Source organism: Pseudalgibacter alginicilyticus (genome assembly GCF_001310225.1).
Taxonomy (GTDB): domain Bacteria; phylum Bacteroidota; class Bacteroidia; order Flavobacteriales; family Flavobacteriaceae; genus Pseudalgibacter; species Pseudalgibacter alginicilyticus.
Map to the genome: position 1 here is coordinate 2,575,433 of NZ_CP012898.1, position 23,364 is coordinate 2,598,796.

The window sequence follows — 23,364 nt, forward strand, 5'->3', positions numbered from 1 at the left end:
ATGCGCAACGACCAGCTTTTAATTTAATGTAAGTTCTCTTTTTAGTTTATTAAGTTGATTAGCTACACTTGCGTTGTATTGTACATCGCCTATGCGTAAAATGAAACCACCTAAAATGCTTTCATCTATGATATTTTTTACTTCAACATCTCTACCTGTAAGCTCTTTAGCTTTTGCTAAAACCTTCTTCTCTAAATCTGCTGTTAAAGCAATTGCTGTGGTAACAGTTGCTAACTCAATACCTTTTGATTCATCTAACAACTGACTATACTTTAAAGCGACATCCTCTAAAATATCAATTCTATTATTACTAATCAAAAGATCTATTAGGCCTACCGTTGTTTTATCTGCTGTGTTAAAAACATCTAATAATATTGACTTTTTAACTGAAGAAGGTATCACAGGACTTTGAAGTGCTTCACTTAAATCTTTATTTTCAGCAATGGTAGTAACGATTAACTTCATATCGTTATTTACAGCATCTGCTGTTTTTTGATCAGATGCTAAACTTAATACTGCTTTAGCATAACGTACTGCTGCTCTTACTCCTGCCATTGTAACTTAGTTTAATGATTTTTCACTTAACATAGTTTCAACCAATTGCAATTGCTTGTCTTTGTTAGATAATTCAGTACGCATTACTTTTTCTGCAATCTCTAAAGATATTCCTGCTACATGGTTTTTAAGTTCTGCCATTGCAGCTTTCTTTTCACCTTCAATAGCAGCTTGAGCTTGCTCAATTATTTTATTAGCTTGCTCTTGCGCTTCACCTTTAGCCTCTTCAATTGTTTTGTTTTTAATATCACGTGCTTCTTTCAACATAGCATCACGTTCTGCTCTAGCTTCTTTTAATAACTTTTCGTTATCAGCTTGAAGGTTTTGCATTTCTAATTTTGCTTTTTCAGCAGAATCTAATGCGTTCTGTATACCATCTTCTCTAGTTTGTAAAGCGTCCAAAATTGGTTTCCAAGCAAATTTTCTCATTAATAAAATTAATACCAATAAGATAATGGCTTGCATAAAAAATAAGCCCGGTGAAAAATCGTTTAATAACTGATCCATGTAAAACTATAAATTAGCTGTTAGTTGTTTTTGTTTAATTTTAAAAACAGGTCCTGCAACCAACCGTTACAGGATGCTGTTTCTTTTTTTTAGGAATTTTATTTCCCTAAGATTAATGCACCGAATGCTAAACCTTCTAATAAGGCTCCGATGATGATCATGGCAGTTTGAATTTTTCCAGCTGCTTCAGGTTGACGAGCAATACTTTCCATTGCTTTTCCACCAATTTGACCTAAACCGATACCTCCACCGATTACGATTAATCCTGCTCCAATTAAATTGTACATAGTAATTTGATTTTATATATATTAATTAAACAAATTCTTATTAATGCGAATGATCATGTTCTTCAACTGCCATTCCTATAAATAACGATGATAACATCGTAAATATAAATGCTTGTAAAAACGCTACTAAAAGCTCTATTACCATTATAAATAAAGATAGTACTAACGACATTCCTGTAGAAATTACAGGTCCGAAAGAGGCTTTTAAAGTTATCATTAGAGCAATTAAACTCATTACCACAAAGTGACCTGCTGTAATGTTAGCGAATAAACGCACTAATAATGAGAACGGTTTTATAACAACAAAACCAATTAGTTCTATTACGGCTAATATGGGTCTTAATACAAAAGGTACACCTGGCATCCACAATGTGTGTGCCCAAAAATCTTTTGTTCCGCTAACCAAATAAATAACCATAGTAAAAATAGCCAAACAAGCGGTTACAGCTATCTGCCCTGTAACATTAAACCCTAATGGAGTTAAGCCTAAAATGTTTAATATCCAGATAAAGAAAAATACAGATAACAAAAAGCCCATAAACTTACGGTATTTTTTTTCTCCAATGTTTGGTCTTGCTATTTCATCACGAACATAAATCACTAAAGGCTCTAAAGCACGACTAAATCCTGTTGGTATTAACTTTCCTCTTTTGTATCCTTTTGCTAAACCTCCAAAGGCTAAAATCATTAAAAGTCCTGCTAATAGCATTCCAAATACGCTTTTTGTAATTGAGAAATCCAAAACTCGACTTCCATTAGTAATATGGTGAGAATCGTCAAAACTCACAGAAGTTGCTCCAGATTCTAATTCGTATATTTTGCTATGAAATTTAACAAGCTTAGTTCCTTCTTTATCAACAATAACTTGCGCATTATCATCATGATGAAATTCAGATGACATGAACGTTTTAAGCCCATTACTTGTCCAAACAATTACAGGAAGCGGAAATCCGTAATGCTTACCTGTTTCATTATTAGTGTATAAATGAAAATCGTGCGAATCTTTTAAGTGGTGTGCAATATACTCTCTGATTTCTTCAGAAGTATCTACTTTGTTTCCTGGTTTATTTTGAGAATCGTCTCCATATGAAGATATTGAAAACAACGCTAAAACTAAAACGACTATAAACTTGATAGATTTTTTTGCCACCGTCATACTTTTTGTAACTAAATAAATTTATGCTCTGTAAATTTTGTGCAAATGTAAGTAATAATTTAAAATTTAAAAGTCTTTTTCATTTAGATTTTTTCGTAAGTAATTATCTTACAAATATTATCTGTTTTAAAACTATTGTTTGACTAAAAGTTTTGATACACTAACGGCTTCTGAAATTAGAAACAAAAACAGAGGCACTATTAAACCTATACGTTCCAATTGAGTTAAATTATCATTAGAAAAAATAGAATTTTGAAAAATTAAAACAAACAAACCAATTTTTAAAAAAATTAAAGCTAAATAGGCGTAACCCGTTTGATTTGGCAAAACGCTAAAAACCAACTCTACTATTACATATACAATTATAGCTGCGATAACATGAAAAAGATATACATCTAACAAAGAATATGAAGGTGTTGAATTTAAAAAATAATTATGAAGGTTGTAGCTAATCAAAAAAAGAAGAAGAAAAATAGCTACTACAAATAAAATACGCTTAATCATTTATTTATTATCATTTTTATCATCATTACTAATTTTTAAAACCTGTTTAATTACTGCAAACATTGCTATAAAAACCGAAAATAAAGTAACTATTTTGTAATATAACTGGTTATCACTATTAAATTTTGTATCCAACCAAGCTCCTAATAAACTACCTAAATAAATAGTCACTCCCATTTGAATTGCAATAGAAGAAAACCTAATATATGGATTAAGCTGATTTTTCTGATCCTGCTTTTTTTGATTGTTGTCCGCCATAATTCGTGTCCTTTACTGCTCCTTTCATAACACACGTTACATTAAACGTTGCTCCAGGTTCTACTGCTAATTTCTCAGCCACTACTTCGCCTTCAATATGCGCTGATGATTTTAAAGTAAGCGTTCCAGAAAGCATTAATTTACCTGAAAATTTACCTTCAAAATGAGCATCCGCACCTTGAAGCGTTCCTTTTATAAATCCAGATTTACCAACCACCACTTTTCCTGAGGTTTTTAAATTACCTTCAATAACACCATCAATCCTTAAATCACCCTCACTATTAAAGTCTCCAATAATTTTAGTGCCTTGTGCTATAATATTTTGACTTGCTCTTTCTTCCATGTGTTTGTTTTTTTTATTATCAGAAAACATAACTTTTATTTTTAGTTATTACTAATGTTTAAATATGCTTCCAAATTTTTATGTATTTGGATAATTTTATAATTATTAGAGGATATAGCAAAAAATGGTTTTTTAATTTTCTGTTTATCTTCTTTGGTTAACAGCTGATCAAATGTTTTAGCTACAGCTTCATTATGTAATCCATGAACAATTACAAAGGTAGTATTAGGATTATAAACATCAACGGAACTGCTTAATTTGTAATATTTAATGTTTGGTAACACTTCTTCTTTCAAAGTTTTGTCAAACATATTTATATCCTCTTTGGTTGCATTATCAAATTGAAACACGACTTTGTAATGCTTTTCTAAGTCATCATTTTCCACAAATTCTGTAGCAGCAATTCTTGGCAATACTTTGGTTTCAATTTCTTGTGCTTGCTTACCTTCTTCGGTATTTGCATACGTTACAGATAAATAATTAATGGCTTTACTATACGATTCGTATCCATATAAACGTCCAGTTGCCGAAGCTTTTAAAAGTTCAAATTTTGGAACTATTGGCTCACTATCAAATACACTTATATAATTATCGCTTTCTGAAATAACTTTTTCGTATTCTTGATTTTCATAAAGAGCATAAACCGTTTCATAAATACTTTCGGGACTACTTTCATCTTTTTCTGACGCCAAATCAGGGTTAGTTAAAATGTTAGTATAACGCGAATCTGGGTAATTATTTATAATCTCATTTTTAGCAATTTCGGCTTCTGAATTTTCGCCTAATAATTCATAAATCTTATATAAGTTATATTTAGAAGGTAAAACTAATCGTTCTTCTGGATGGCTATTAAGCAAATTATTGAATTTATCTTTTGCTAACTCGTATTCTTTAAATTTTTCTTTATAAATCAAACCTAGTTGATAATACGCATAATTTCGATCTTTATAGATACTATCAATTTCTTTTTCATTTGAAGGTATTTTGGAAATGTAAAATTGTGGATTAAAACGCTCTTCTTCGGATGCTAAATCTTCAATAGTAGTATTAGAATTTCTAGAGGAACTAATCCCTGATGAACTTTTATGAGACCATCTCCAGTTATCTTCTAAAACCCTATCACCCCAAACTTTTACAAACTCATTTTTACCATAGGATACAGTTGTAGGGTTATAAAAATAAAATAAAGCAGCTTGACTTGGCACTCCTGTTCCTCGTGAGGGTATAACTGAATTTATATTATTATTTACAGTATTTAAACCTGTGTTTTTTCGCTCTAAAGCTTCAGCTTTTTCTTTAGCTTCCTCTGCTTGTATTTTTAATTTTTCAACATAGGATTCAAAATAAGCTAATTTCTCTGCTTCCGAAAAGTTTACCAATTTCAAAATGCTATCGTTTACTTGAGCAATGTCTTCATAATAGATAACATCATCTAAATTATCTCTTTTTCGTTTAATGGTTCGATATGGTTTGGAATTGAGTTTTAAATTAAGCATGGTGCTGTCATAATACGCACCTGCAAGCCTATATATAGAGGCATTAAAATTCATATCACCTAAAATTTGATAGTTCCTTGCTTTTAACTGTTTATCTTGTGAACGTTCTCTTAACGACTTATTATAATAGGTTACAGCCAAGGAATCTGAACCTCTTTGCTGATGAAACTGACCTATTTGATGATAAATTTTATCTAAAAACGGACGGTTTTCTCTGTTTTCTTCAAGTTCTGTTAAAAACTCCCACAACTCCATGGTGTTTCCATTTTCGTAATCAAAATTTTTAACTTTTTCTATATGTGCACTTATCATATAAATGCGAGGTGTTTTTCTATTAAGCTCTATTACTTTATCAAAAGCAATGTTGGCACTGTCTTTATACCCCAGTTGATTATATAATTGACCTTGAATAAAACAGTATCGACCACGTTCATCATTACTTTTGGTAGCATTGGAAGCTATTTCTAAAAGGGTAATAGCAGTATCAACCACTTTAATATTTAAATAGGCTTGAGCTAAAATAGAGGTAGCATCTGCCAACTCTTGACCTTCTAAATTCTCTTGTTCTAATAATCTTTTTAAATTTTTAATAGCCAATTCATCATTTTCAAGTCTGATGTTCGCTTTTTCTCTCCAAACTTTTGCCTGGTTTATTTTATCACTAGCTGGATATTTATAAAGAATGTAATTAAAAGCTTCTAAAGAAGGTATAAAACGTTGGTCAAAATAACGTGCTTTTCCTAATAATAAATAAGCTTCGTCTATTTGCGGGTTTTTTTCCTTACCATCAATATTCATACTGTGCTTCTGGATAGCTTTTACGGCTTTTTCTTCTGCACGATTAAAATCTTCATTTTTAGATTGCCCAGGAAGAATAATTTCTTCATCAATTTGCATGCGTTCAATAGGCAAAACTTCCCAATAATTATCAATGTAACTTTTATTAAGTTCTGTGCGCCCTTGCTCCAAGGCAATACCTCCATTGTAAAGCGCATTAAATTCAGTTGTTACTGCATGGAAATTACGACTTAAAAACTTATCTTTTTTCCTAGAACAACTGGTTATAACAAATGTAAAGAATAAAAAGGCTAATATGGCGCGATAAGATGTTTTCAATACCTTGGTTTTGGTGTTATAAATAACTATAAACTACTACATTTAGTATGTAAGAGGGTAAAAATAAGCATCTTTTTTGATTATGCGATAAAATGTCGTAATTTTTGGTTAAACTGTTTACTTTGTTGTCCTAATATATTCCAAATATTCATTGAAAGCTTTTTTAATTATTTTAGGACTTACTATTTTATATAGTAAACTATAGGATAAACAAACATAGAAAAAAAGAAGTTTAGAAAGCATATGAAATTAATTTTACTCTGATTTACAATACCATTTAATCAATTTTGCACATCATAGCCTTCTAAATTATATTTTCTTTAAGGGTGTGTAATTGTTGTGTTTGAGATTCTTTATATTTCATCAATACTGGCATGGTTTGAATATAACTTTCTAATGCACAATTTTATTCATGGTTTCTTTAGTGTCCTGGTCCTATTCTGTAAGTTTATAATATTTTTACGTATTCTATTATTTAATTTGGTAATTTCAACATCCAAAAACTCTTCGGTTTCTAATTTGTGCAATGATGAATGTAATGTCTCCTAATTATATTCAGTGCTACTATACTAAACTCCTTTACTCTTTAAGTAATTTCACTAGCCATACATGTTATCATTCTCTCTTAAAAGTTTTTAATATAAAAATTGACAAACTACCTTTGTTAAGTTTTTTGTTCACTATAACAAATCAAGTATAAAATTTTATACATAAAATTACCATGTGTAAGTTTTTTGATGAATATTCGAGCAAAAATGTTTAGGCTTTACTATTTTTGTTAAAAATATATACATGTCCGGATTTCATAAACTTTCAATTAAAGATATATCAAGAGAAACAAGTCAAGCAATCAGCATTAGTTTTGATGTTCCTGATCATTTAAAAGATACATTTATTTTTAAAGCAGGCCAATATATTACCTTAAAAACAATTATTGATGGACATGAGATAAGGCGTGATTATTCATTATGTTCATCGCCTAAAAGTGGCGAACTTAAGGTGGCTGTAAAAGAAGTAAAAGACGGTACGTTTTCATCTTATGCTAATAATAATTTAAAAGTTGGAACTGTTTTAGAAGTTTCAGCTCCGAAGGGGCGATTTACTTTTACCCCAAACGACTCTATTACAAAAAACATTGCAGCTTTTGCGGCTGGTAGTGGAATCACACCTATTTTAAGTATTATAAAATGTGCTTTAGAAGAAGAAGTTAACAGTAAAGTAATTTTAGTTTATGGCAATAAAACAACTAAAGATACCATCTTTTTAAACGAACTTTTAGAACTTCAGCATAAATATAGTGAACGTTTTTCCATCCAATTTGTGTTTAGCCAAAAAGATGAAGATGATTCTATTTTTGGTCGTATAGAGAAAAGCACAGTTAATTATGTTATGAAAAACAAGCATAAACACATTGAGGTAAATGCCTTTTATTTATGTGGACCAGAAGCTATGATTCATACGGTAAAAGATGTGTTAACAGCCAACAACATAGACAAAGACACCATTCACTTTGAACTTTTTAAAGCAGCAAAGCCTACTGAAATTGAGGATGAAGCGACATTGACAACAGGAAATACAAAAATTACGGTTATTGTTGATGATGAAACCTCAACGTTTGAAATGCCACAAAAACAAACCGTATTAGAAGCCGCTTTAGACAATGATTTAGATGCTCCCTATTCATGCCAAGGTGGCATTTGTAGCAGTTGCTTAGCCCGAGTTAAAGAAGGCAAAACAACTATGAGACAAAATAATATTTTAACTGAAAGTGAAGTTGCTGAAGGTTTAATTCTCACCTGTCAAGCACATCCTACAACACCTACATTAACAGTAGATTATGATGATGTTTAATCAACAAACTCTGTTAAATTATTAAAAACGCTCTATTTTAAAATAGATTTAATTTTATTAACTACTATTTCAGGCAAAATACTTCCTGCTACGGTTTTATACCCTTCTGGATATTTATTACCGTAAACAGACGTTGGTGTTTTTGGAAATTGATATCTATCTGGCAATAAGGTATAATCTTCTGGTTGATTAAACGGTGCAAAACCTGCATATGGATGGGTAACTCCCCAAATAGTAATTGTTTTTATTCCTAACATAGCGGCTAAATGTGCATTGCCAGAATCCATGGAAAGCATCACGCTTAAATTAGAAATTAAATCCAATTCTTCATCCAAAGTTATTTTTCCAGCTACGTTACAAACGTGTTCGTATTTGGCTTCAAAATCATTTAATATTTTGACTTCTTTATCACCACCCCCAAATAGAATAATTTTATAATTTTTTGAAAGACTTTCAATAACCTGTTCCATCAGATTCAGTGGATACATTTTACTCTCATGCGCAGCAAAAGGGGCTACACCAATCCATTTTCGAAAATCTTTTTTAACAATACTTTCAATTGCATGGCTTAATTGAGATGCTTTGGGAAATTCTGGGTGCCTTAAATCTACTTTATATCCTAAAGCTTCAAAAACATCAGCATATCGTTGATGGGTTGTTTTTAATTGGTTGAAAACTTTTCCAGAAATTAAATCTCTTTTCTCTTGGCGACCTTTATTTAATTGTAAAAATGGGGTACCTAAAAAAAAATATTTTAAAATATTGCTTCGCACTACATTATGCAGGTCTGCAACAGCATCAATTTTTAGCTTTTTTAATTCCTTTGAAAGTTTATATAAACCCAAAACACCTTTATGTTTTCCTTTTACATCTGCAGCAAACACAACAACCTTTGGTAAATCTCTAAAAAAAGGTTTAAAAAAATCCCGCGTAAGCACTGTAATTTTTACTTCAGGGTTTTGTTGAATAAACGCACGTAAAACGGGAACCAACATCGCAACATCTCCCATAGCAGATAGGCGAATAACAAGAATATGTTTCGGTGGTTTTAGCATTAAGTTTCTGATGTAAAGCCTTTTAAAAATTCAAATAGACTAAACCTTGTTAATAAGAATTAATCGTTTTTATTTCTGCCCTCTCAATACGGGATTTAACTCATCATCGTTGTACATTTTCATTTGCTTATACACTTTCATGTATTTATCACCTTTTTGAATATCACTTAACAGAGTATCAATAGCTGTAGACAAATCTGTTCGTTGCTCTAACAAAACATCTAATTTTGATTGACAAGCTGCTTTATGGGAAGCTGAAGCATCATTTCTTGTTGCTTCTTCATTCATGTGATAAATTTTTAATGCTAAAATAGATAACCTATCTACACCCCAAGCAGGACTTTCTGTATTGATAGTTGCATTTTGTTTTGGCTCTACTTTCTTATATTTTTCTAAAAAATAACTATCAATATACTCCACCATATCGGTTCTATCCTGGTTAGAAGCGTCAATTTTTCGTTTTAATGTTAAGGCTGCAACAGGATCAATTTGTGGGTCACGAATTATATCTTCATAATGCCATTGAACCGTATCAATCCAACACTTTCTATATAGCAAATGCTCTAATAAATCACTTTCTGCATAAGCATTTTCAAAAGGTTGATCTACCGTATTTATAACGTGATACTTTTCAATAACTTCTTGGAATATTTTGTTAGCTTTTTCTGTAAACATAATCTTGGTATTTTAAAAAAACAAAGCTACATAAATTATATAAGATTTTTTAGTTAAACCTTTGCAGTTGCTTTGTTTTAACGGATTCATTTAAAATATACTTTGGTTTCATTAACTTTACTTTCTAAAATAACTACCTCGCAATGATTATTCATAATTTATCTCAACAAAATTCAGTACTAAATACATTTATTTCAGAAATGCGACATGTTAAAATTCAAAAAGACAGTATGCGATTTAGACGTAATATTGAACGTATTGGTGAAGTTTTAGGTTATGAAATGAGCAAAATATTAACTTATAAATCATCAAAAATTGATACACCTTTAGGGAGTTGTCAAATTAATTTAATGGAAAATGACATTGTTTTATGCTCGATTTTAAGAGCTGGAATCCCATTGCACAATGGTTTGTTAAATTATTTTGATACTGCCGAAAATGCTTTTATTTCAGCATATAGACACCATAAACACCATATTGAAACTTTTGAAATTATTGTGGAATATTTAGCTTGCCCTAAACTCGAAAACAAAACCCTAATTTTAGCAGATCCTATGTTAGCAACCGGACAATCTATGGTAGCCACTTTTGAGGCTTTAAAACCTTTTGGAACACCAAAAAATATTCATTTAGTAAGTGTTATTGGTGCTGAACCAGGTATTAATTATGTAAATGAGCATTTTCCAAAAAACACACATCTGTGGATTGCTACAATTGATAAAACACTAAACAATGAGAGTTATATTATACCTGGATTAGGAGATGCAGGAGACTTAGCTTTTGGTAAAAAATTACAAAAATAAAAGCAAAAATGGCACAAATGTTATTATAGCTACAAATATTTCCCTAAACCATTTTTCTTCAATGGTTTCAACATAATTTGTAATGATAATTGCTATGGGAGCAAACAAAAACAAAAACTCGCTACCATTTTTTTCAGGAGCTATTACTACAATAACAAACGAAATAATGGCTGCAAACAAAACAATTTTAAATGATGGTCTGAATGCTTTTTTCTTCTGTTTAATACCTTTTAAATAAAATATTGACGACCATAAGCCAAAGGAAAATAACATGGTCATGGTTATTAAATATTGAAGAGAATTATATCCACTAAAGTCATAACTCACTAATAAAGTAATATTAAAAATTTCAAAAAAGGAATCATACCATATGATAGAAACACTCATGGCTATAACAAAAACACATGCCGTTCCTATAAAAGGAATAATCCAATGTTTTATATTATTGTCTGTATAAAGCAGCAAGGTTATGATTATCAAAATAAAAAATAAACCTGACCAAAAGTAAAACAAGGTAGCTATCGCGATCCAAAAAGCCGCATCAAATAGTTTTTTTTCTACATTAATTTGTGACCTCAAGGTTATTAATCGCCGTAAAGCAAACAGTAAAAAAATATTTGCTATTAGGATATTTCCATTTGCGGTAGTGTTGGGTAGCGCCAACAAAAACAAGCTAAAAAATAAGATTTGATAATTATTATTTTGTGTTAAACTATTTTTTGACACAATAAAATTAAGTACCAAAACGGTTAACAAACATATAAAAAACAAGATAACTTTACCAAATATTACTGATTCATAACCATTTTTGCTATTGCCTAAAATAAAAGCCAAAAGCATGATTAAAAAAACAATAATAAAATTTAATAATTTAGATTTACTAAAAAGACTTGTAATCATTAACTCTTTTTGTATTTTTGCTCTGTAAATATACTAACCTATAACCATTAAATGATTAAAATCATTTGAAGTTATAGAAAAACAATTAACAAAACAACCTCCTACCATGAAAGATTTCTTTTACGCTATACAAGATTTATTTGTAAATGTTCTTTTTGCTCCTTTGGACGCATTAAGCGAATTGGAACTTGAAAACTGGTTCGCTGCTAGTGCTATTTCTTGGATTTTCGTAATTATTTGCTCTGCAGCATTTGTTTATTGGATGCTTCAGTTAAAGAAATTTAACGATAACGACGAAGAAAATAAAAGTATAACCGCACACGATTATTTATAAATCGAAACCAATATCTTTACGATAATTCATCTTATCAAAATGTAATTTACCTATATTTTGATAAGATTTTTTTATGGCTTCTTGATACGTATCTCCATATGAGGTAATAGCCATAACACGACCTCCGGTTGTTACTATTTTACCATCATCTTGCAACTGTGCTCCTGCATGAAATGGAATGGAATTTTCAATAGTATCAACTCCTGTAATTACTTTACCTTTTTCATAAGCTTCAGGATAGCCACCAGACACTAACATAATGGTTGTGGCAGCACGTTCATCAATTTCAATATTAATTTTATCTAAATTACCGTTTGACATGGCTTGTAATATTTCAACAAAATCATTTTTAAGCCTTGGTAGCACAACTTCTGTTTCTGGATCACCCATTCTAACATTATATTCAATAACCTTAGGATCATCTCCAACTTTTATAAGTCCAATAAAAACAAAACCTATATAAGGCAATTTATCTTTTTTAAATCCTTCAATGGTTGGTTTTACAATACGCTCTTCTATTTTATTTAAAAAAGCATCTGTTGCAAATGGCACTGGAGATACAGCTCCCATACCACCTGTATTTAATCCAGTGTCACCTTCACCAATACGCTTATAATCTTTAGCCGTTGGTAAAATTTTGTAGTTTTTACCATCAGTCAACACAAAGCAACTTAACTCAATACCATCTAAAAACTCTTCAATAACAACTTTAGTACTTGCTTTTCCAAACTTAGCATCAACTAACATGTTTTTTAATTCAACTTTCGCTTCATCTAAATCGTTCAAAATAACAACACCTTTTCCAGCTGCTAATCCATCAGCTTTTAGTACGTAAGGTGCATTTAAGGTTTCTAAAAAAGCATATCCATTTTCAACAGTTTCTTTTGTAAAACTCTCGTAAGCTGCTGTTGGAATGTTGTGACGATATAAAAATTCTTTAGCAAATTCTTTACTACCTTCTAATTCAGCAGCTGCTTTTTGTGGTCCAATTACAGATACGTGCTTAATAGTATCATCATTTAAAAAGAAATCATGAACACCATTTACCAAGGGATCTTCTGGACCCACCACAACCATATTAATATTGTTTTCTAATACTAAGTTTTTGATGGATTCAAAATCATTTACTCCAATATTTACATTGGTTGCAATACTTGCTGTACCTGAATTACCTGGAGCAACAAATAATTTTTCACATAATGAGCTTTGAGCTATTTTCCAAGCAAATGTATGTTCTCTTCCTCCTGAACCTAATATTAAAATATTCATATTGTTGATTTGTTTTTAATTTTTGATTTCCACGCACTCAATAAGCTAAAGGAAATAATAGTTTAGTCCTTTAACGCATAGCATTAAAGTCAGTATTTGTCTGCAAAAATAAAATTAATGCCCCGAATTCACGAATATTTTTTATTTACTTTACAAAAATTATTTTTCAATTGAAATTATTCAACCTTTCATTACAATTTAATGGTTTTCCTTTAAAAAAAGGCCAATCTATATTAAATGACATTCATCGTAAAAGCAACAATGAATTTACAGAATATCTCAACATTAGAAAAAAAGACATTGTTTCTCATCATTTGAAACACAACTCTTTTTATAAAACCTTTGCTAAAAATGCAAACCTTAACAATTGGAATACCATTCCAATTATGACCAAAGACCATTTGCAACAACCATTGGAAAAAAGATTATCTGAAGGTTACAATGAGAAAAACGTTTATATAAACAAGACTTCTGGATCTTCAGGAAACCCATTTATATTTGCAAAAGATAGACTTTGTCATGCTCTTACTTGGTCTGTTTTTATTAACAGATATAGCTGGTTTAATATTGATTTAAACACATCCAAACAAGCACGATTTTATGGTATTCCTTTAAATAAAAAAAACTATTATAAAGAACGTTTTAAAGATTTTTTAAGCAATCGCTATCGATTTTCGGTATTTGATTTAAGCGATACACAACTTGAAAAAAACCTAATCAAGTTTAAAACATCAAAATTTGAGTATATCAATGGTTACACCAGTAGTATCGTACAATTTACTAAATTTTTAAAACAAAAAAATATTGTTTTAAAAACGATTTGTCCAAGTTTAAAAGGGTGTATAGTAACCTCTGAAATGCTTTTTAAAGAAGATAGACAGCTTATAGAAACACAATTTGGAATTCCAATAATTAATGAATATGGCGCCGCAGAACTGGGGTTAATTGCATTTCAAAACACCAACAATGAATGGATTATCAATAATGAAGATTTATATGTTGAAATTCTTGATGACAGTAATAATATACTGCCATACGGTGAAGAAGGAAAGATAGTTATTACCTCACTTTACAATAAAGCACATCCATTTATTCGGTATGAGTTGGGAGATATTGGTATACTCTCAAAAAACAGCACCATTGAAAAACCTATACTTGAAAAATTAATTGGCAGAACCAATGATATTGTTGTATTACCGAGTGGGAAAAAAGCTGCTGGTTTAAGCTTTTATTATGTCACCAAAACAATCATTGAAAACAACACTCCTGTTAAGGAATTTATTGTTGAACAAGTCAAATTAGATACATTTAAAATCACATATGTAAGCCATTATGAGCTTTCAAAAGAAAAACTAAAAGCTATAAGCAAAGCCATTGACAACTATTTAGAACCTAACTTACATATTATTTTTAAACGTGAAGACCAACTAATTAGAAGTGAAAGAGGAAAATTGAAACAATTTACTTCCCATTTATAGAAACGGTTTGTTTTGATTTTATAAAAAAGTATTCAAATAAAAAAACCAGCAAACTGAAAATCGATTTTGAGGTTGAAAAGCCCAACCCTTTTTTATACACCCAATAGTTATATTTTAATAAGCTCCATTTGCTAGAAGAGATGGAACCATTCCTTACGCGGTACATAGCTAATGATTCCTGAATACTTTTAGCAGGTTTTCCAGAAGTTTTTATTGATTCTAACCATATGAGCCAATCTTGACGTTTACGTAAATTAGGAGACGTTATTTTGCCCAACGAATTTACACTATAAATACCTGTTAAGTTGCCTATGTAATTGCTTTTTAAAAGTTTTTTATAATTCAAAACCGGCAGGGCTTTTACTTGTTTATTTAATGGATTTCCTAATTCATCCATCAAATCATAACTAGAAAAACAAACATCACAACTTTCTTCTTTCATAAAAGCTAATTGTTTTTTTAACTTTTCTGGTTTCCATAAATCATCAGCATCTAAAAAAGCAATATATTGACCTTTAGCAGCTTTAATACCTCTATTTCTTGAAACAGCAGCCCCTTGGTTGGCTGGATTTTCTAAAAGTTTAATATTTGGATACTTGGTAATAAACTCTTTTACTATTTGAATTGTTTTATCTTTTGAGAAATCGTCAATCAATAGCAGCTCCCAATTTTGGTGTGTTTGGTTTACAACACTCATAATAGTTGCTGAAATAAACCTTTCAGAATTGTACATTGGAGTTATTACTGAAACTAATGATTTCAAAATTAATAGGCCTTTTTTTCTCCTTTAAAAATATTTATAAACGTTTGCACAATAATTTTTATATCTAAAAGTAACGACCAATTTTCTATATAGAAAATGTCATACTTTACACGGTTAATAATATCCTTATCTGTTTCTACTTCTCCCCTAAACCCACTTACTTGTGCTAAGCCTGTAATACCTGGTTTAACAAAATGGCGCACCATAAATTTATCTATTCGCTGTGCATACATGTTAGTATGGCTAACCATATGTGGTCTTGGTCCAACTACAGACATTTCCCCAAACAACACATTAAAAAACTGCGGGAGCTCATCAATGCTTGTTTTACGAATAAAAGCTCCAACTTTGGTAACTCTTAAATCTCCTTTAGTTACTTGATACAAATGAGCTTCTTCATTAGGTGTCATGGATCTGAATTTAAAACAATCAAATTCTTCATAGTTAAACCCATTTCGAGATTGTTTAAAGAACACAGGGCCTTTAGATTCTAATTTTATTAAAATGGCCAATATGGGTGTCAACCATGAAAGAACAAAAATGATGATAAAAGCTGAAAATAAAATATCAAACAATCTCTTTATAAATTTATTGACAGAATCTTGTAATGATATTGAGCGTAATGATAAAATAGGAATATAATCATAATACTCGTATTTAAGTTTTTTAGCATAAATATCCTTATTATCAGGAATAAACTTTAACTCTCTTAAATTATTATCAGCAAAATCTATTAATCTATTAATTTGTTTATTTGATAGTTCAGAAACAGAAGCATAAATTTCATCAATACTATTTTCTGTAATATAATTAAAACATTTTTCTAATGAAAATTCTTCTTTATTAATACAAAATTGCTTTTTAAATTTATAGCCAAAATTGAGTTTATGATTAAAGATGTTTATGAGTTGATTTGTTTTATCTGTATTGCCAATAACTATAACATTTCTATTATTACCTCCTAATACTGACCTGTATTTATTCAATAGAAAATAAGTTAAAAACTTAACAAAAGTTACTAAGATAAATACAATTACTAAATAATTTGCAAGTGCTAACCTACTTATATTAGGTTGTTTAAAAATGCCAATAAAAGCATATAATACTAATAAAAAAAGAACGATTTGCCTTATTAATAGTGCAATTATAGGGATAACCTTAGTGCTCCTGTTTATTTCATAAAACTTATTTCTTACAGCTATTATAAGCCATAAAAAGGAAATATAAGCCATAAACAAGTAATGATTTGTTAAGTTTATTTGAAATAAAAAAACAGCAAAATTAATTATAGCTAAATCTAATATATAAGAAATAGGCTTGATTAAATTTGAATATCTTCCTTGTTTATAGTCCAATTTATTTTTTTATATGCTGTTTAAAATCCTTGTGTTCACTTTTATACAACTCTTCAGTAGACAGTGTTTTAAAATATTCAAACGTTTTGTTTAAACCTTCTTTTCTATCTACTTTTGGCTCCCAATTTAAAAGTTTCTTTGCTAAACTGATATCTGGTTGCCTTTGTAATGGATCATCTACTGGTAATTCTTTATATATTACTTTTTGGGTAGTCTCTGTTAACCCTAAAATTTCTTCTGCAAAATCTTTTATGGATATTTCGTGGGGGTTACCAATATTCACTGGATAGCTATAATCACTCAATAATAATCTGTAAATACCTTCTACTTGATCATCTACATAACAAAAGGAGCGTGTTTGCATGCCATCACCAAATATAGTTAAATCTTCGCCTCTTAATGCCTGACCCATAAAAGCAGGAATCACTCGTCCATCATTAAGTCTCATACGTGGCCCATAGGTGTTAAATATACGAACAATACGTGTTTCTACACCATGAAATCGATGATATGCCATGGTTATAGATTCTTGAAAACGCTTGGCTTCATCATATACACCACGGGGCCCTATAGTATTAACATTTCCATAATAATTTTCCGTTTGAGGATGTACTAATGGATCTCCATAAACTTCAGAAGTAGATGCAATAAGAATTCGAGCATTTTTAGCTTTAGCCAACCCTAATAAGTTATGAGTACCTAAAGAACCCACTTTTAAGGTTTGAATTGGGATTTTAAGATAATCTATTGGACTTGCAGGTGAGGCGAAGTGAAGAATACAATCTAAATTGCCTTCAATTTTTATATATTTTGTAACATCATGTTCAATAAACTCAAAATTCTCTAAACCTATCAAATGCTGAATATTTTTTTGATCACCAGTTATGAAGTTGTCCATACCCATTACATAATAGTCTTCAGCAAGAAATCTATCACATAAATGAGATCCTAAAAACCCTGCGGCTCCAGTTATTAATACTTTTTTCATATTTATAATTTGACATTCATATATGAATAAAATACACTTCTATATTTTTTCAATATTTTGAATCAAAAAACATTATTATTTTACCTATATTTTAAAACCCTTAATTAGCATAAAATCTATTAAGCAATAGTCATAAATGCACTATTAAATAAACAATAATTCGCCTTAAAATTATTTGTCACAAACATAAGAAAGAAAATTAACTTCAAATTAAAGCCTGGTATTATTATTTCTAATAATCTTATTGATTTTTATTAATCTAATTCCTTATTAATCAAACTAAAAAACTAACTTACTAATATTACAAAAAAAATAAACTAATTTTGTAATGAAATTCATTTAGGAAAATGGCAGCATATAAAATCATTGAGTTTTTCCTTTCTAAGGTAAAAAAAGAAAAACATGTAATATCATACCCTTTTTCATTCAGAGAACTTTTTACTATATTAAAATCCAAAGGTTTTTCTGCAATTAGAGGTGTATTTTTAATAAAACCTTTCTTAAAGAGGTCTAAAGGGGTTATTTTTGCTGAAAAAGGTGTAAAAATTCAATTTGGTCATAAAATAAAAGTTGGAAGTGGTATGAATTTAATGGAACATTCTTTAATTAACGCCTTGAGTTATAACGGTGTTGAAATAGGAGATAATTTCACTTTAGGAAAACACGCAATTATCGAGTGCACCGGCGTTTTAAGAAACGTAGGATCTTCTCTTAAAATTGGTAATAATGTAGGGATTAATCATTACTGTTTTATAGGAGTTCGTGGAGATATTGAAATTGGGAATGATGTAATATTTGGACCTAGAGTAAATATATTTTCAGAGAATCATAATTTTGACAAATTAGATATTCCAATAAAACACCAAGGAGTAACAAAAGATAAAACAATTATTGGAAATGATGTTTGGATTGGAGCAAATGTATCCATAATGTCAGGTGTGAAAATTGGAGATGGTTGTGTTATTGCGGCTGGAGCTGTAGTTACTAAAGATTTACCTAAACATTCTATAGCTGGGGGTGTCCCTGCTAAAATAATTAAAAATCGGAAAAACTAAACCTATGAATAAAGCAACAATACCTACTGATGTTTCAATTATTACAACTTATAGGTGTAATATGGAGTGTAAAATGTGTGATATCTGGAGAAATCCAACTAATAAAAAACATGAGATAACACCAGAGGATTTAGAAAAACTGCCAAATTTTAAATTCACCAACATAACAGGCGGTGAACCTTTTATGCGTAGAGATCTTGAGGACATTATAGAGGTAATGTACAGAAAAAGTGAGCGTGTTGTTATTTCAACTGCTGGTTGGCATACTGAAAAAATCCTTAAAATGGCTAAACGTTTTCCTAAAATTGGAGTGCGTGTTAGTTTAGAAGGTATGGAAGAAATCAATAATGATTTAAGAGGACGAGATACTGGATTCCAAAGAGGTTTAAAAACACTAATGGGGCTAAAAGAAATGGGGGTTAAAGATATTGGATTTGGTATGACCGTATCTAACAAAAATTCTCATGATTTAATAAATCTTTATGAATTAAGTAAACAAATTGATATGGAATTTGCAACCGCAACTTTTCATAATTCTTTCTACTTTCATAAAGACGATAATTTTGTAACGAATAAAGATGAAGTTATTAAAAACTTTGAAGAATTAATAGATCGCCTACTTAAAGACAATAACCCTAAAAGTTGGTACCGTGCTTACTTTAATTTAGGTTTAATTAATTACATCAAAGGACAGAAAAGAATGTTGCCTTGTGAAGCAGGCTCTGTTAACTTCTTTATAGAACCTTATGGTGATGTTTACCCTTGTAATGGTCTTGAAAAAAAATACTGGAAAGAAAGCATGGGTAATATTCGTGATTTTGAAACTTTTGACGAACTATGGTTTAGTGAGCAAGCAGATAAGGTAAGAGGCTTAGTTAAAACCTGCCCAAAAAACTGTTGGATGGTAGGTACTGCTGCTCCAGTAATGAAAAAATACATTAAACACCCAACCAAATGGGTTGTAAAAAATAAAATAAAAAGTTTAATAGGAAAACCTGTTTGTAAAGAGCACATTCCTTATGCTGATGTTGGTCAAGACCCTTTACAAGGAGATCTTAGGGAAACTAAAACCGTAAATTAGGTTTTTAATGAAAATTATTGTTTTAGGTACACGAGGTATTCCTGGTATCTTAGGTGGTGTTGAAACTCACTGTGAAGAATTATACCCTAGAATTGCTAAACTCGAGCATGATGTGACTGTTATAACCCGTACGCCTTATGTAAAAGATAAAACACTAAAATCCTATAAGGGTGTAAAACTAAAACATATATTTGCGCCCAAACAAAAAAGTATTGAAGCTATTATCCATACCTTTTTAGGTGTTATTTACGCTGGTTTTAAACGACCTGATGTATTACATATACATGCGATTGGCCCAATGACTATGACGCCACTAGCAAGGCTATTAGGCTTAAAAGTTGTGGTTACCAACCATGGTCCGGATTATGACCGTCAAAAATGGGGTAAACTTGCAAAATCTATTTTACAGCTTGGTGAATATTTAGGCACTAAAACAGCGCAAAAAGTAATTGTTATATCTGAAGTTATTCGAACTATTCTTAGTACAAAATATAATAGACAAGATTCTATTTTAATATACAATGGCGTTAATTTACCAGAAATATCTTGTAACACCGACTATATTACAAGTTTAAACCTAAAAAAGGACAACTATATTATAACCGTTGGCCGATTTGTTGAAGAAAAAGGATTTTCTGACCTAATAAAAGCTTACTCAAACATTACTACGTCATATAAATTAGTACTTGTTGGTGATGCAGATCATGAAACAGCTTATAGTAAAGGCTTAAAGAAAGAAGCTGTTGATGCAGGAGTAATACTTACTGGATTTATTAAAGGAGAACAACTGCGACAAATTTTCTCGCATGCTAGATTATTTGTAATGCCTTCTTATCATGAAGGTTTACCTATTGCACTTTTAGAAGCTATGAGTTATAATCTTGATGTATTGGTAAGTGATATTCCAGCAAACTTAGAGATTGGTTTAGGTAATAATCATTATTTTCAAGTAGGAGATATCACAGCCTTAAGTACCGCTCTATTCGGCGCCTTAAAAAACACAAATGCAACTATTAACAACTCTAAATTAATGCATGAAAAATATAACTGGAATCTCATTGCTAAGGAGACAATAGAGGTTTATAAATCGATAAAAACTTAAATTTCAAGTAAATCTAACTGACCTAAAATAAGTATTACTCTATATATTAAATCTTCTAAATCATCTTCTAAATCCTCGTTTCCTTCTTTATCTTGACTGCGTTTAAGCTTAGCTAATAACTCTAACACTACACCCTCAAATGATTTAACAGACGTTTTACTGTCCATATCTAATATTTCATAATTCTTTTCTAATTCCTCAACACTTAAAGTAAATGTTTTAATAATATCACTCATTGGCTTTGTGTTTTTATCTGTCTAATTAATTTCAAATTTATACTTTTATTTTAAATATTTATACGTAATTAACTAGATAACATATTTGCTTGTATAAATAAATGTTCTAATTCATTCGCTTTTTTTGAGTTGGAAGAACAACCATGTCCTTCACAGGGCTCAACATACATTTCTTTCTCATTACTTTTTATTAAACTAAAAAATTTTTTCACCCCTTCAATTGGCGTAATATTATCTCTTTCGTTTGCTCTAACAAAAATAGGAACCTTGATTTTTTCTGCAAAATACAACATATCAAAATAGGATAATCTATCTATTAATTCAAAATAATCTGTTTCACTTTTTTTACAATAGTACATAAAAACACTCATAGGCCATTGCTTTTTATCATATCTGTCAATATCGCTAAAAAAAGGAAAACCTATAACACACATTGTTACTTTAGGATTAAGAGCAGCTGCAACCATTGATAACGAACCTCCTTGACCTCCACCTGTAACAATTATATTCCCATCAGACTTTGAGTTTGTAGAAATAAAGTCAACTGTTCTAATTGCATCTAAATAAGCACCTTTAAATATGTAGGTATCTTTACTTGATAATCCTTCAGTAAGATAGTTTGTAACATTAAGTTGCTTTGAACTTAATCCTTGCCCCCTTATATCTACCAACATGTTTATTATATTACCTTCTTTTAAAAACCATGTGTTAGGTATACCATCAGATAATGTTCTGCTTTTACTCATTCCAGAGAACCTTATTTTAATGGGGAATTTACCTTGACTAAGTGGTTTAGAAACCCATGCATAGATATATACATTATTATAGGAATTTATTTTATATAATGTCCATTCCTTATCATTAACTATACTATCTTTTATTATTTCTTCATTAATAGGTGATTCATTCAATTGATTAACTGCCTGTATCCAATAATCATCAAAATCAGGAGGCTTACTATCTTCATTGGGTTTGCATGAAACCACAATAACAGTTAATATACTTAATAAAAAAGCCTGATAAAGTTTCATCTCTTCTTTTTAAAATTTACCTTGAATATTAAAGGCATAAAAATAGCATATAATTGTACTCCAAATTGCCTATTGAAAATGGTCTCAGATAAAGAAAATGATATTATAATACAAAACACAAAAATTGAGAACCTGTTTTGTTTCAAAACTTCCTTAAATCCTAAAAGCATAGTTAATAAAATAATTGCTCCCCCAAATATACCATTCGTCAAACTAAATTCAACTATCTGACTGTGTGGGTTATATCCATAAATTCCATTTTCTGTTTCTCTAAAAAAATAAACATCACGATTGTTTTCGTAATAATCGCCTATTCCTATACCAAAGAGTTTACTTTTGGAAGAAGAAAAAATTTTATACGCATTATTCCAAAGTTTTAACCTTGGAGAATTTTCATATTGATAGATTGCTTTAAATTTTGCAGAGATACTATCGTTTGAAACTATTAAGCTTACTGTTGATATGCTTAGTAAAACAATAAGGAGCAATGCTTTTTCTTTTGATAAATATTTGTAAATATAAATTGAAGTTATAATAATAAACAACATATATACGATACGAGATGTTGTAAGAGCAATAGAAAGCGTTAATAAAACTAAGACAGCTATTTTTAAAAGTTTATTATTAATTAAATTAAATTCTAAAATGGAAATCAAGGAAATTAAAACAAACACGCCAAAATATGGATGCTGAATTACGGTAATGAAAAAAGTAAAATCTGTAATAAACAACACATCTTCATTTAGGTATCTAAATGCATTATAAGCCGTTTTTAGAGATGCTAAAATAGTAAAAACAACGAAGAGAGTTAACCCTTGTTTTATGTTTTTTAAAGTAGTTTGCATGAAAACGATAACAAATGATATAACTAAAATTGGAGCTCTTAACCAGACATACTTCAACCCTTTAATATAATTATCTGAATACAATGTAGATAAAACAGTTAGTATAAATGGTACAATTATTAATCCAAATAAAACCCAGTTTTCTTTACTAAAATTTAGTTTTATTTTATGACTGAAAAATCCATAAATAAAAACAACAACCAATAAACCTAATAATATATTAGGAATTGCCATAGAAAAATAGACCATCCCTATGTATGCAAATAAAAGTGCAACAACAATTTGGTTACAACTATAATTTATGTTTAGTTTATTTAACAT

Annotated in this window: 25 protein-coding genes; 7 read left to right on the plus strand and 18 right to left on the minus strand. The window is 30.0% G+C overall.

The window, feature by feature from the left end; genetic code table 11:
- Positions 1-18: 18 nt before the first annotated feature.
- From atpH to porW, 8 genes are all read right to left on the minus strand, one after another.
- A complete protein-coding gene (gene atpH, locus APS56_RS10665; protein WP_054727926.1) occupies positions 19-555 on the minus strand; it encodes an ATP synthase F1 subunit delta in 537 nt (178 codons plus the stop codon).
- 6 nt (positions 556-561) lie between these two features.
- Positions 562-1,062, minus strand: a complete 501-nt coding sequence (locus APS56_RS10670; RefSeq protein ID WP_054727929.1) for a F0F1 ATP synthase subunit B — start codon at positions 1,060-1,062, stop codon at positions 562-564.
- A gap of 98 nt (positions 1,063-1,160) precedes the next feature.
- A complete protein-coding gene (gene atpE / locus APS56_RS10675) occupies positions 1,161-1,349 on the minus strand; it encodes an ATP synthase F0 subunit C (RefSeq protein ID WP_054727931.1) in 189 nt (62 codons plus the stop codon).
- A gap of 40 nt (positions 1,350-1,389) precedes the next feature.
- On the minus strand, positions 1,390-2,505 hold the full coding sequence (gene atpB / locus APS56_RS10680; RefSeq protein ID WP_054727933.1) for a F0F1 ATP synthase subunit A: 1,116 nt from the start codon (positions 2,503-2,505) through the stop codon (positions 1,390-1,392).
- Between the two features lie 132 nt (positions 2,506-2,637).
- A complete protein-coding gene (locus tag APS56_RS10685; protein ID WP_054727935.1) occupies positions 2,638-3,009 on the minus strand; it encodes a DUF6168 family protein in 372 nt (123 codons plus the stop codon).
- Positions 3,010-3,267 (minus strand): AtpZ/AtpI family protein, encoded by a 258-nt coding sequence (locus tag APS56_RS16780; RefSeq protein WP_082379334.1) that lies wholly within the window; start codon positions 3,265-3,267, stop codon positions 3,010-3,012.
- On the minus strand, positions 3,221-3,640 hold the full coding sequence (locus APS56_RS10690; RefSeq protein WP_054727936.1) for a bactofilin family protein: 420 nt from the start codon (positions 3,638-3,640) through the stop codon (positions 3,221-3,223). The genes APS56_RS16780 and APS56_RS10690 overlap by 47 nt, the downstream gene beginning before the upstream one ends.
- Before the next feature lie 11 nt (positions 3,641-3,651).
- A complete protein-coding gene (porW, locus tag APS56_RS10695; protein ID WP_054727938.1) occupies positions 3,652-6,222 on the minus strand; it encodes a type IX secretion system periplasmic lipoprotein PorW/SprE in 2,571 nt (856 codons plus the stop codon).
- A gap of 792 nt (positions 6,223-7,014) precedes the next feature.
- Here porW and APS56_RS10700 point away from each other — a divergent pair.
- Positions 7,015-8,073 carry a ferredoxin--NADP reductase gene (locus tag APS56_RS10700; RefSeq protein ID WP_054727940.1) on the plus strand — a complete coding sequence of 353 codons (1,059 nt, stop codon included), beginning with the start codon at positions 7,015-7,017 and terminating at the stop codon, positions 8,071-8,073.
- Positions 8,074-8,105: 32 nt separating this feature from the next.
- On the opposite strand, the gene APS56_RS10705 is transcribed toward APS56_RS10700, so the two are convergent.
- Both APS56_RS10705 and APS56_RS10710 read right to left on the minus strand, forming a co-directional pair.
- A complete protein-coding gene (locus APS56_RS10705) occupies positions 8,106-9,128 on the minus strand; it encodes a glycosyltransferase family 9 protein (RefSeq protein WP_236778411.1) in 1,023 nt (340 codons plus the stop codon).
- Positions 9,129-9,197: 69 nt separating this feature from the next.
- Complete coding sequence (locus APS56_RS10710; RefSeq protein WP_054727941.1) at positions 9,198-9,803, minus strand: DUF4254 domain-containing protein; 606 nt, start codon at positions 9,801-9,803, stop codon at positions 9,198-9,200.
- 143 nt (positions 9,804-9,946) lie between these two features.
- Here APS56_RS10710 and upp point away from each other — a divergent pair, with 143 nt between their 5' ends.
- Entirely contained in the window at positions 9,947-10,606 is a 660-nt protein-coding gene (gene upp, locus APS56_RS10715; protein ID WP_054727943.1) for a uracil phosphoribosyltransferase, read from the plus strand.
- On the opposite strand, the gene APS56_RS10720 is transcribed toward upp, so the two are convergent.
- Entirely contained in the window at positions 10,595-11,506 is a 912-nt protein-coding gene (locus APS56_RS10720) for a DUF6427 family protein (RefSeq protein ID WP_054727945.1), read from the minus strand. The two genes, upp and APS56_RS10720, sit on opposite strands and share 12 nt — an antisense overlap.
- A 106-nt stretch (positions 11,507-11,612) precedes the next feature.
- Here APS56_RS10720 and APS56_RS10725 point away from each other — a divergent pair, with 106 nt between their 5' ends.
- Positions 11,613-11,840, plus strand: a complete 228-nt coding sequence (locus APS56_RS10725; protein WP_054727947.1) for a DUF6341 family protein — start codon at positions 11,613-11,615, stop codon at positions 11,838-11,840.
- Here APS56_RS10725 and purD read toward each other — a convergent pair.
- The gene (gene purD / locus APS56_RS10730) at positions 11,835-13,109 is read right to left on the minus strand and encodes a phosphoribosylamine--glycine ligase (RefSeq protein WP_054727949.1); all 1,275 of its coding nucleotides are present in this window, start codon (positions 13,107-13,109) and stop codon (positions 11,835-11,837) included. The two genes, APS56_RS10725 and purD, sit on opposite strands and share 6 nt — an antisense overlap.
- A 170-nt stretch (positions 13,110-13,279) precedes the next feature.
- On the opposite strand from purD, the gene APS56_RS10735 reads away from it, so the two are divergent.
- Complete coding sequence (locus APS56_RS10735) at positions 13,280-14,587, plus strand: phenylacetate--CoA ligase family protein (RefSeq protein ID WP_054727951.1); 1,308 nt, start codon at positions 13,280-13,282, stop codon at positions 14,585-14,587.
- Here the strand turns inward: APS56_RS10735 and APS56_RS10740 are convergent.
- From APS56_RS10740 to APS56_RS10750, 3 genes are read right to left on the minus strand one after another with little or no spacing between them, the layout of a single operon-like run.
- Positions 14,571-15,350, minus strand: coding sequence for a glycosyltransferase family 2 protein (locus tag APS56_RS10740; RefSeq protein WP_082379335.1), 780 nt, complete (start codon positions 15,348-15,350; stop codon positions 14,571-14,573). The two genes, APS56_RS10735 and APS56_RS10740, sit on opposite strands and share 17 nt — an antisense overlap.
- A 2-nt stretch (positions 15,351-15,352) precedes the next feature.
- Entirely contained in the window at positions 15,353-16,705 is a 1,353-nt protein-coding gene (locus tag APS56_RS10745; protein ID WP_054727956.1) for an undecaprenyl-phosphate glucose phosphotransferase, read from the minus strand.
- Between the two features lies 1 nt (position 16,706).
- Positions 16,707-17,693 (minus strand): UDP-glucuronic acid decarboxylase family protein, encoded by a 987-nt coding sequence (locus APS56_RS10750; RefSeq protein WP_054727957.1) that lies wholly within the window; start codon positions 17,691-17,693, stop codon positions 16,707-16,709.
- A gap of 347 nt (positions 17,694-18,040) precedes the next feature.
- Here APS56_RS10750 and APS56_RS10755 point away from each other — a divergent pair, with 347 nt between their 5' ends.
- The 3 genes from APS56_RS10755 to APS56_RS10765 are packed head-to-tail and all read left to right on the plus strand — an operon-like array spanning position 18,041 to position 20,931.
- Positions 18,041-18,748: an acyltransferase gene (locus APS56_RS10755; protein WP_054727959.1), complete on the plus strand. Its 708-nt coding sequence runs from the start codon at positions 18,041-18,043 to the stop codon at positions 18,746-18,748.
- 4 nt (positions 18,749-18,752) lie between these two features.
- Positions 18,753-19,829, plus strand: coding sequence for a radical SAM protein (locus tag APS56_RS10760; protein WP_054727961.1), 1,077 nt, complete (start codon positions 18,753-18,755; stop codon positions 19,827-19,829).
- 7 nt (positions 19,830-19,836) lie between these two features.
- A complete protein-coding gene (locus APS56_RS10765; protein ID WP_054727963.1) occupies positions 19,837-20,931 on the plus strand; it encodes a glycosyltransferase family 4 protein in 1,095 nt (364 codons plus the stop codon).
- On the opposite strand, the gene APS56_RS10770 is transcribed toward APS56_RS10765, so the two are convergent.
- From APS56_RS10770 to APS56_RS10780, 3 genes are all read right to left on the minus strand, one after another.
- On the minus strand, positions 20,928-21,167 hold the full coding sequence (locus tag APS56_RS10770; protein ID WP_054727965.1) for a hypothetical protein: 240 nt from the start codon (positions 21,165-21,167) through the stop codon (positions 20,928-20,930). The two genes, APS56_RS10765 and APS56_RS10770, sit on opposite strands and share 4 nt — an antisense overlap.
- A 68-nt stretch (positions 21,168-21,235) precedes the next feature.
- Entirely contained in the window at positions 21,236-22,198 is a 963-nt protein-coding gene (locus tag APS56_RS10775) for an acetylxylan esterase (protein ID WP_054727967.1), read from the minus strand.
- On the minus strand, positions 22,195-23,364 hold the full coding sequence (locus tag APS56_RS10780; RefSeq protein WP_054727969.1) for an O-antigen ligase family protein: 1,170 nt from the start codon (positions 23,362-23,364) through the stop codon (positions 22,195-22,197). Before APS56_RS10780 ends, APS56_RS10775 begins: the two co-directional genes overlap by 4 nt.

Coding starts and splice junctions, on each gene's coding strand:
- atpH (WP_054727926.1), bottom strand. CDS start 555: ATGGCAGGAGTAAGAGCAGCAGTACGTTATGCTAAAGCAGTATTAAGT.
- APS56_RS10670 (WP_054727929.1), bottom strand. CDS start 1,062: ATGGATCAGTTATTAAACGATTTTTCACCGGGCTTATTTTTTATGCAA.
- atpE (WP_054727931.1), bottom strand. CDS start 1,349: ATGTACAATTTAATTGGAGCAGGATTAATCGTAATCGGTGGAGGTATC.
- atpB (WP_054727933.1), bottom strand. CDS start 2,505: ATGACGGTGGCAAAAAAATCTATCAAGTTTATAGTCGTTTTAGTTTTA.
- APS56_RS10685 (WP_054727935.1), bottom strand. CDS start 3,009: ATGATTAAGCGTATTTTATTTGTAGTAGCTATTTTTCTTCTTCTTTTT.
- APS56_RS16780 (WP_082379334.1), bottom strand. CDS start 3,267: ATGGCGGACAACAATCAAAAAAAGCAGGATCAGAAAAATCAGCTTAAT.
- APS56_RS10690 (WP_054727936.1), bottom strand. CDS start 3,640: ATGTTTTCTGATAATAAAAAAAACAAACACATGGAAGAAAGAGCAAGT.
- APS56_RS10700 (WP_054727940.1), top strand. CDS start 7,015: ATGTCCGGATTTCATAAACTTTCAATTAAAGATATATCAAGAGAAACA.
- APS56_RS10705 (WP_236778411.1), bottom strand. CDS start 9,128: ATGCTAAAACCACCGAAACATATTCTTGTTATTCGCCTATCTGCTATG.
- APS56_RS10710 (WP_054727941.1), bottom strand. CDS start 9,803: ATGTTTACAGAAAAAGCTAACAAAATATTCCAAGAAGTTATTGAAAAG.
- upp (WP_054727943.1), top strand. CDS start 9,947: ATGATTATTCATAATTTATCTCAACAAAATTCAGTACTAAATACATTT.
- APS56_RS10720 (WP_054727945.1), bottom strand. CDS start 11,506: ATGATTACAAGTCTTTTTAGTAAATCTAAATTATTAAATTTTATTATT.
- APS56_RS10725 (WP_054727947.1), top strand. CDS start 11,613: ATGAAAGATTTCTTTTACGCTATACAAGATTTATTTGTAAATGTTCTT.
- purD (WP_054727949.1), bottom strand. CDS start 13,109: ATGAATATTTTAATATTAGGTTCAGGAGGAAGAGAACATACATTTGCT.
- APS56_RS10750 (WP_054727957.1), bottom strand. CDS start 17,693: ATGAAAAAAGTATTAATAACTGGAGCCGCAGGGTTTTTAGGATCTCAT.
- APS56_RS10755 (WP_054727959.1), top strand. CDS start 18,041: ATGGCAGCATATAAAATCATTGAGTTTTTCCTTTCTAAGGTAAAAAAA.
- APS56_RS10760 (WP_054727961.1), top strand. CDS start 18,753: ATGAATAAAGCAACAATACCTACTGATGTTTCAATTATTACAACTTAT.
- APS56_RS10765 (WP_054727963.1), top strand. CDS start 19,837: ATGAAAATTATTGTTTTAGGTACACGAGGTATTCCTGGTATCTTAGGT.
- APS56_RS10770 (WP_054727965.1), bottom strand. CDS start 21,167: ATGAGTGATATTATTAAAACATTTACTTTAAGTGTTGAGGAATTAGAA.
- APS56_RS10775 (WP_054727967.1), bottom strand. CDS start 22,198: ATGAAACTTTATCAGGCTTTTTTATTAAGTATATTAACTGTTATTGTG.
- APS56_RS10780 (WP_054727969.1), bottom strand. CDS start 23,364: ATGTTAAATAAACTAAACATAAATTATAGTTGTAACCAAATTGTTGTT.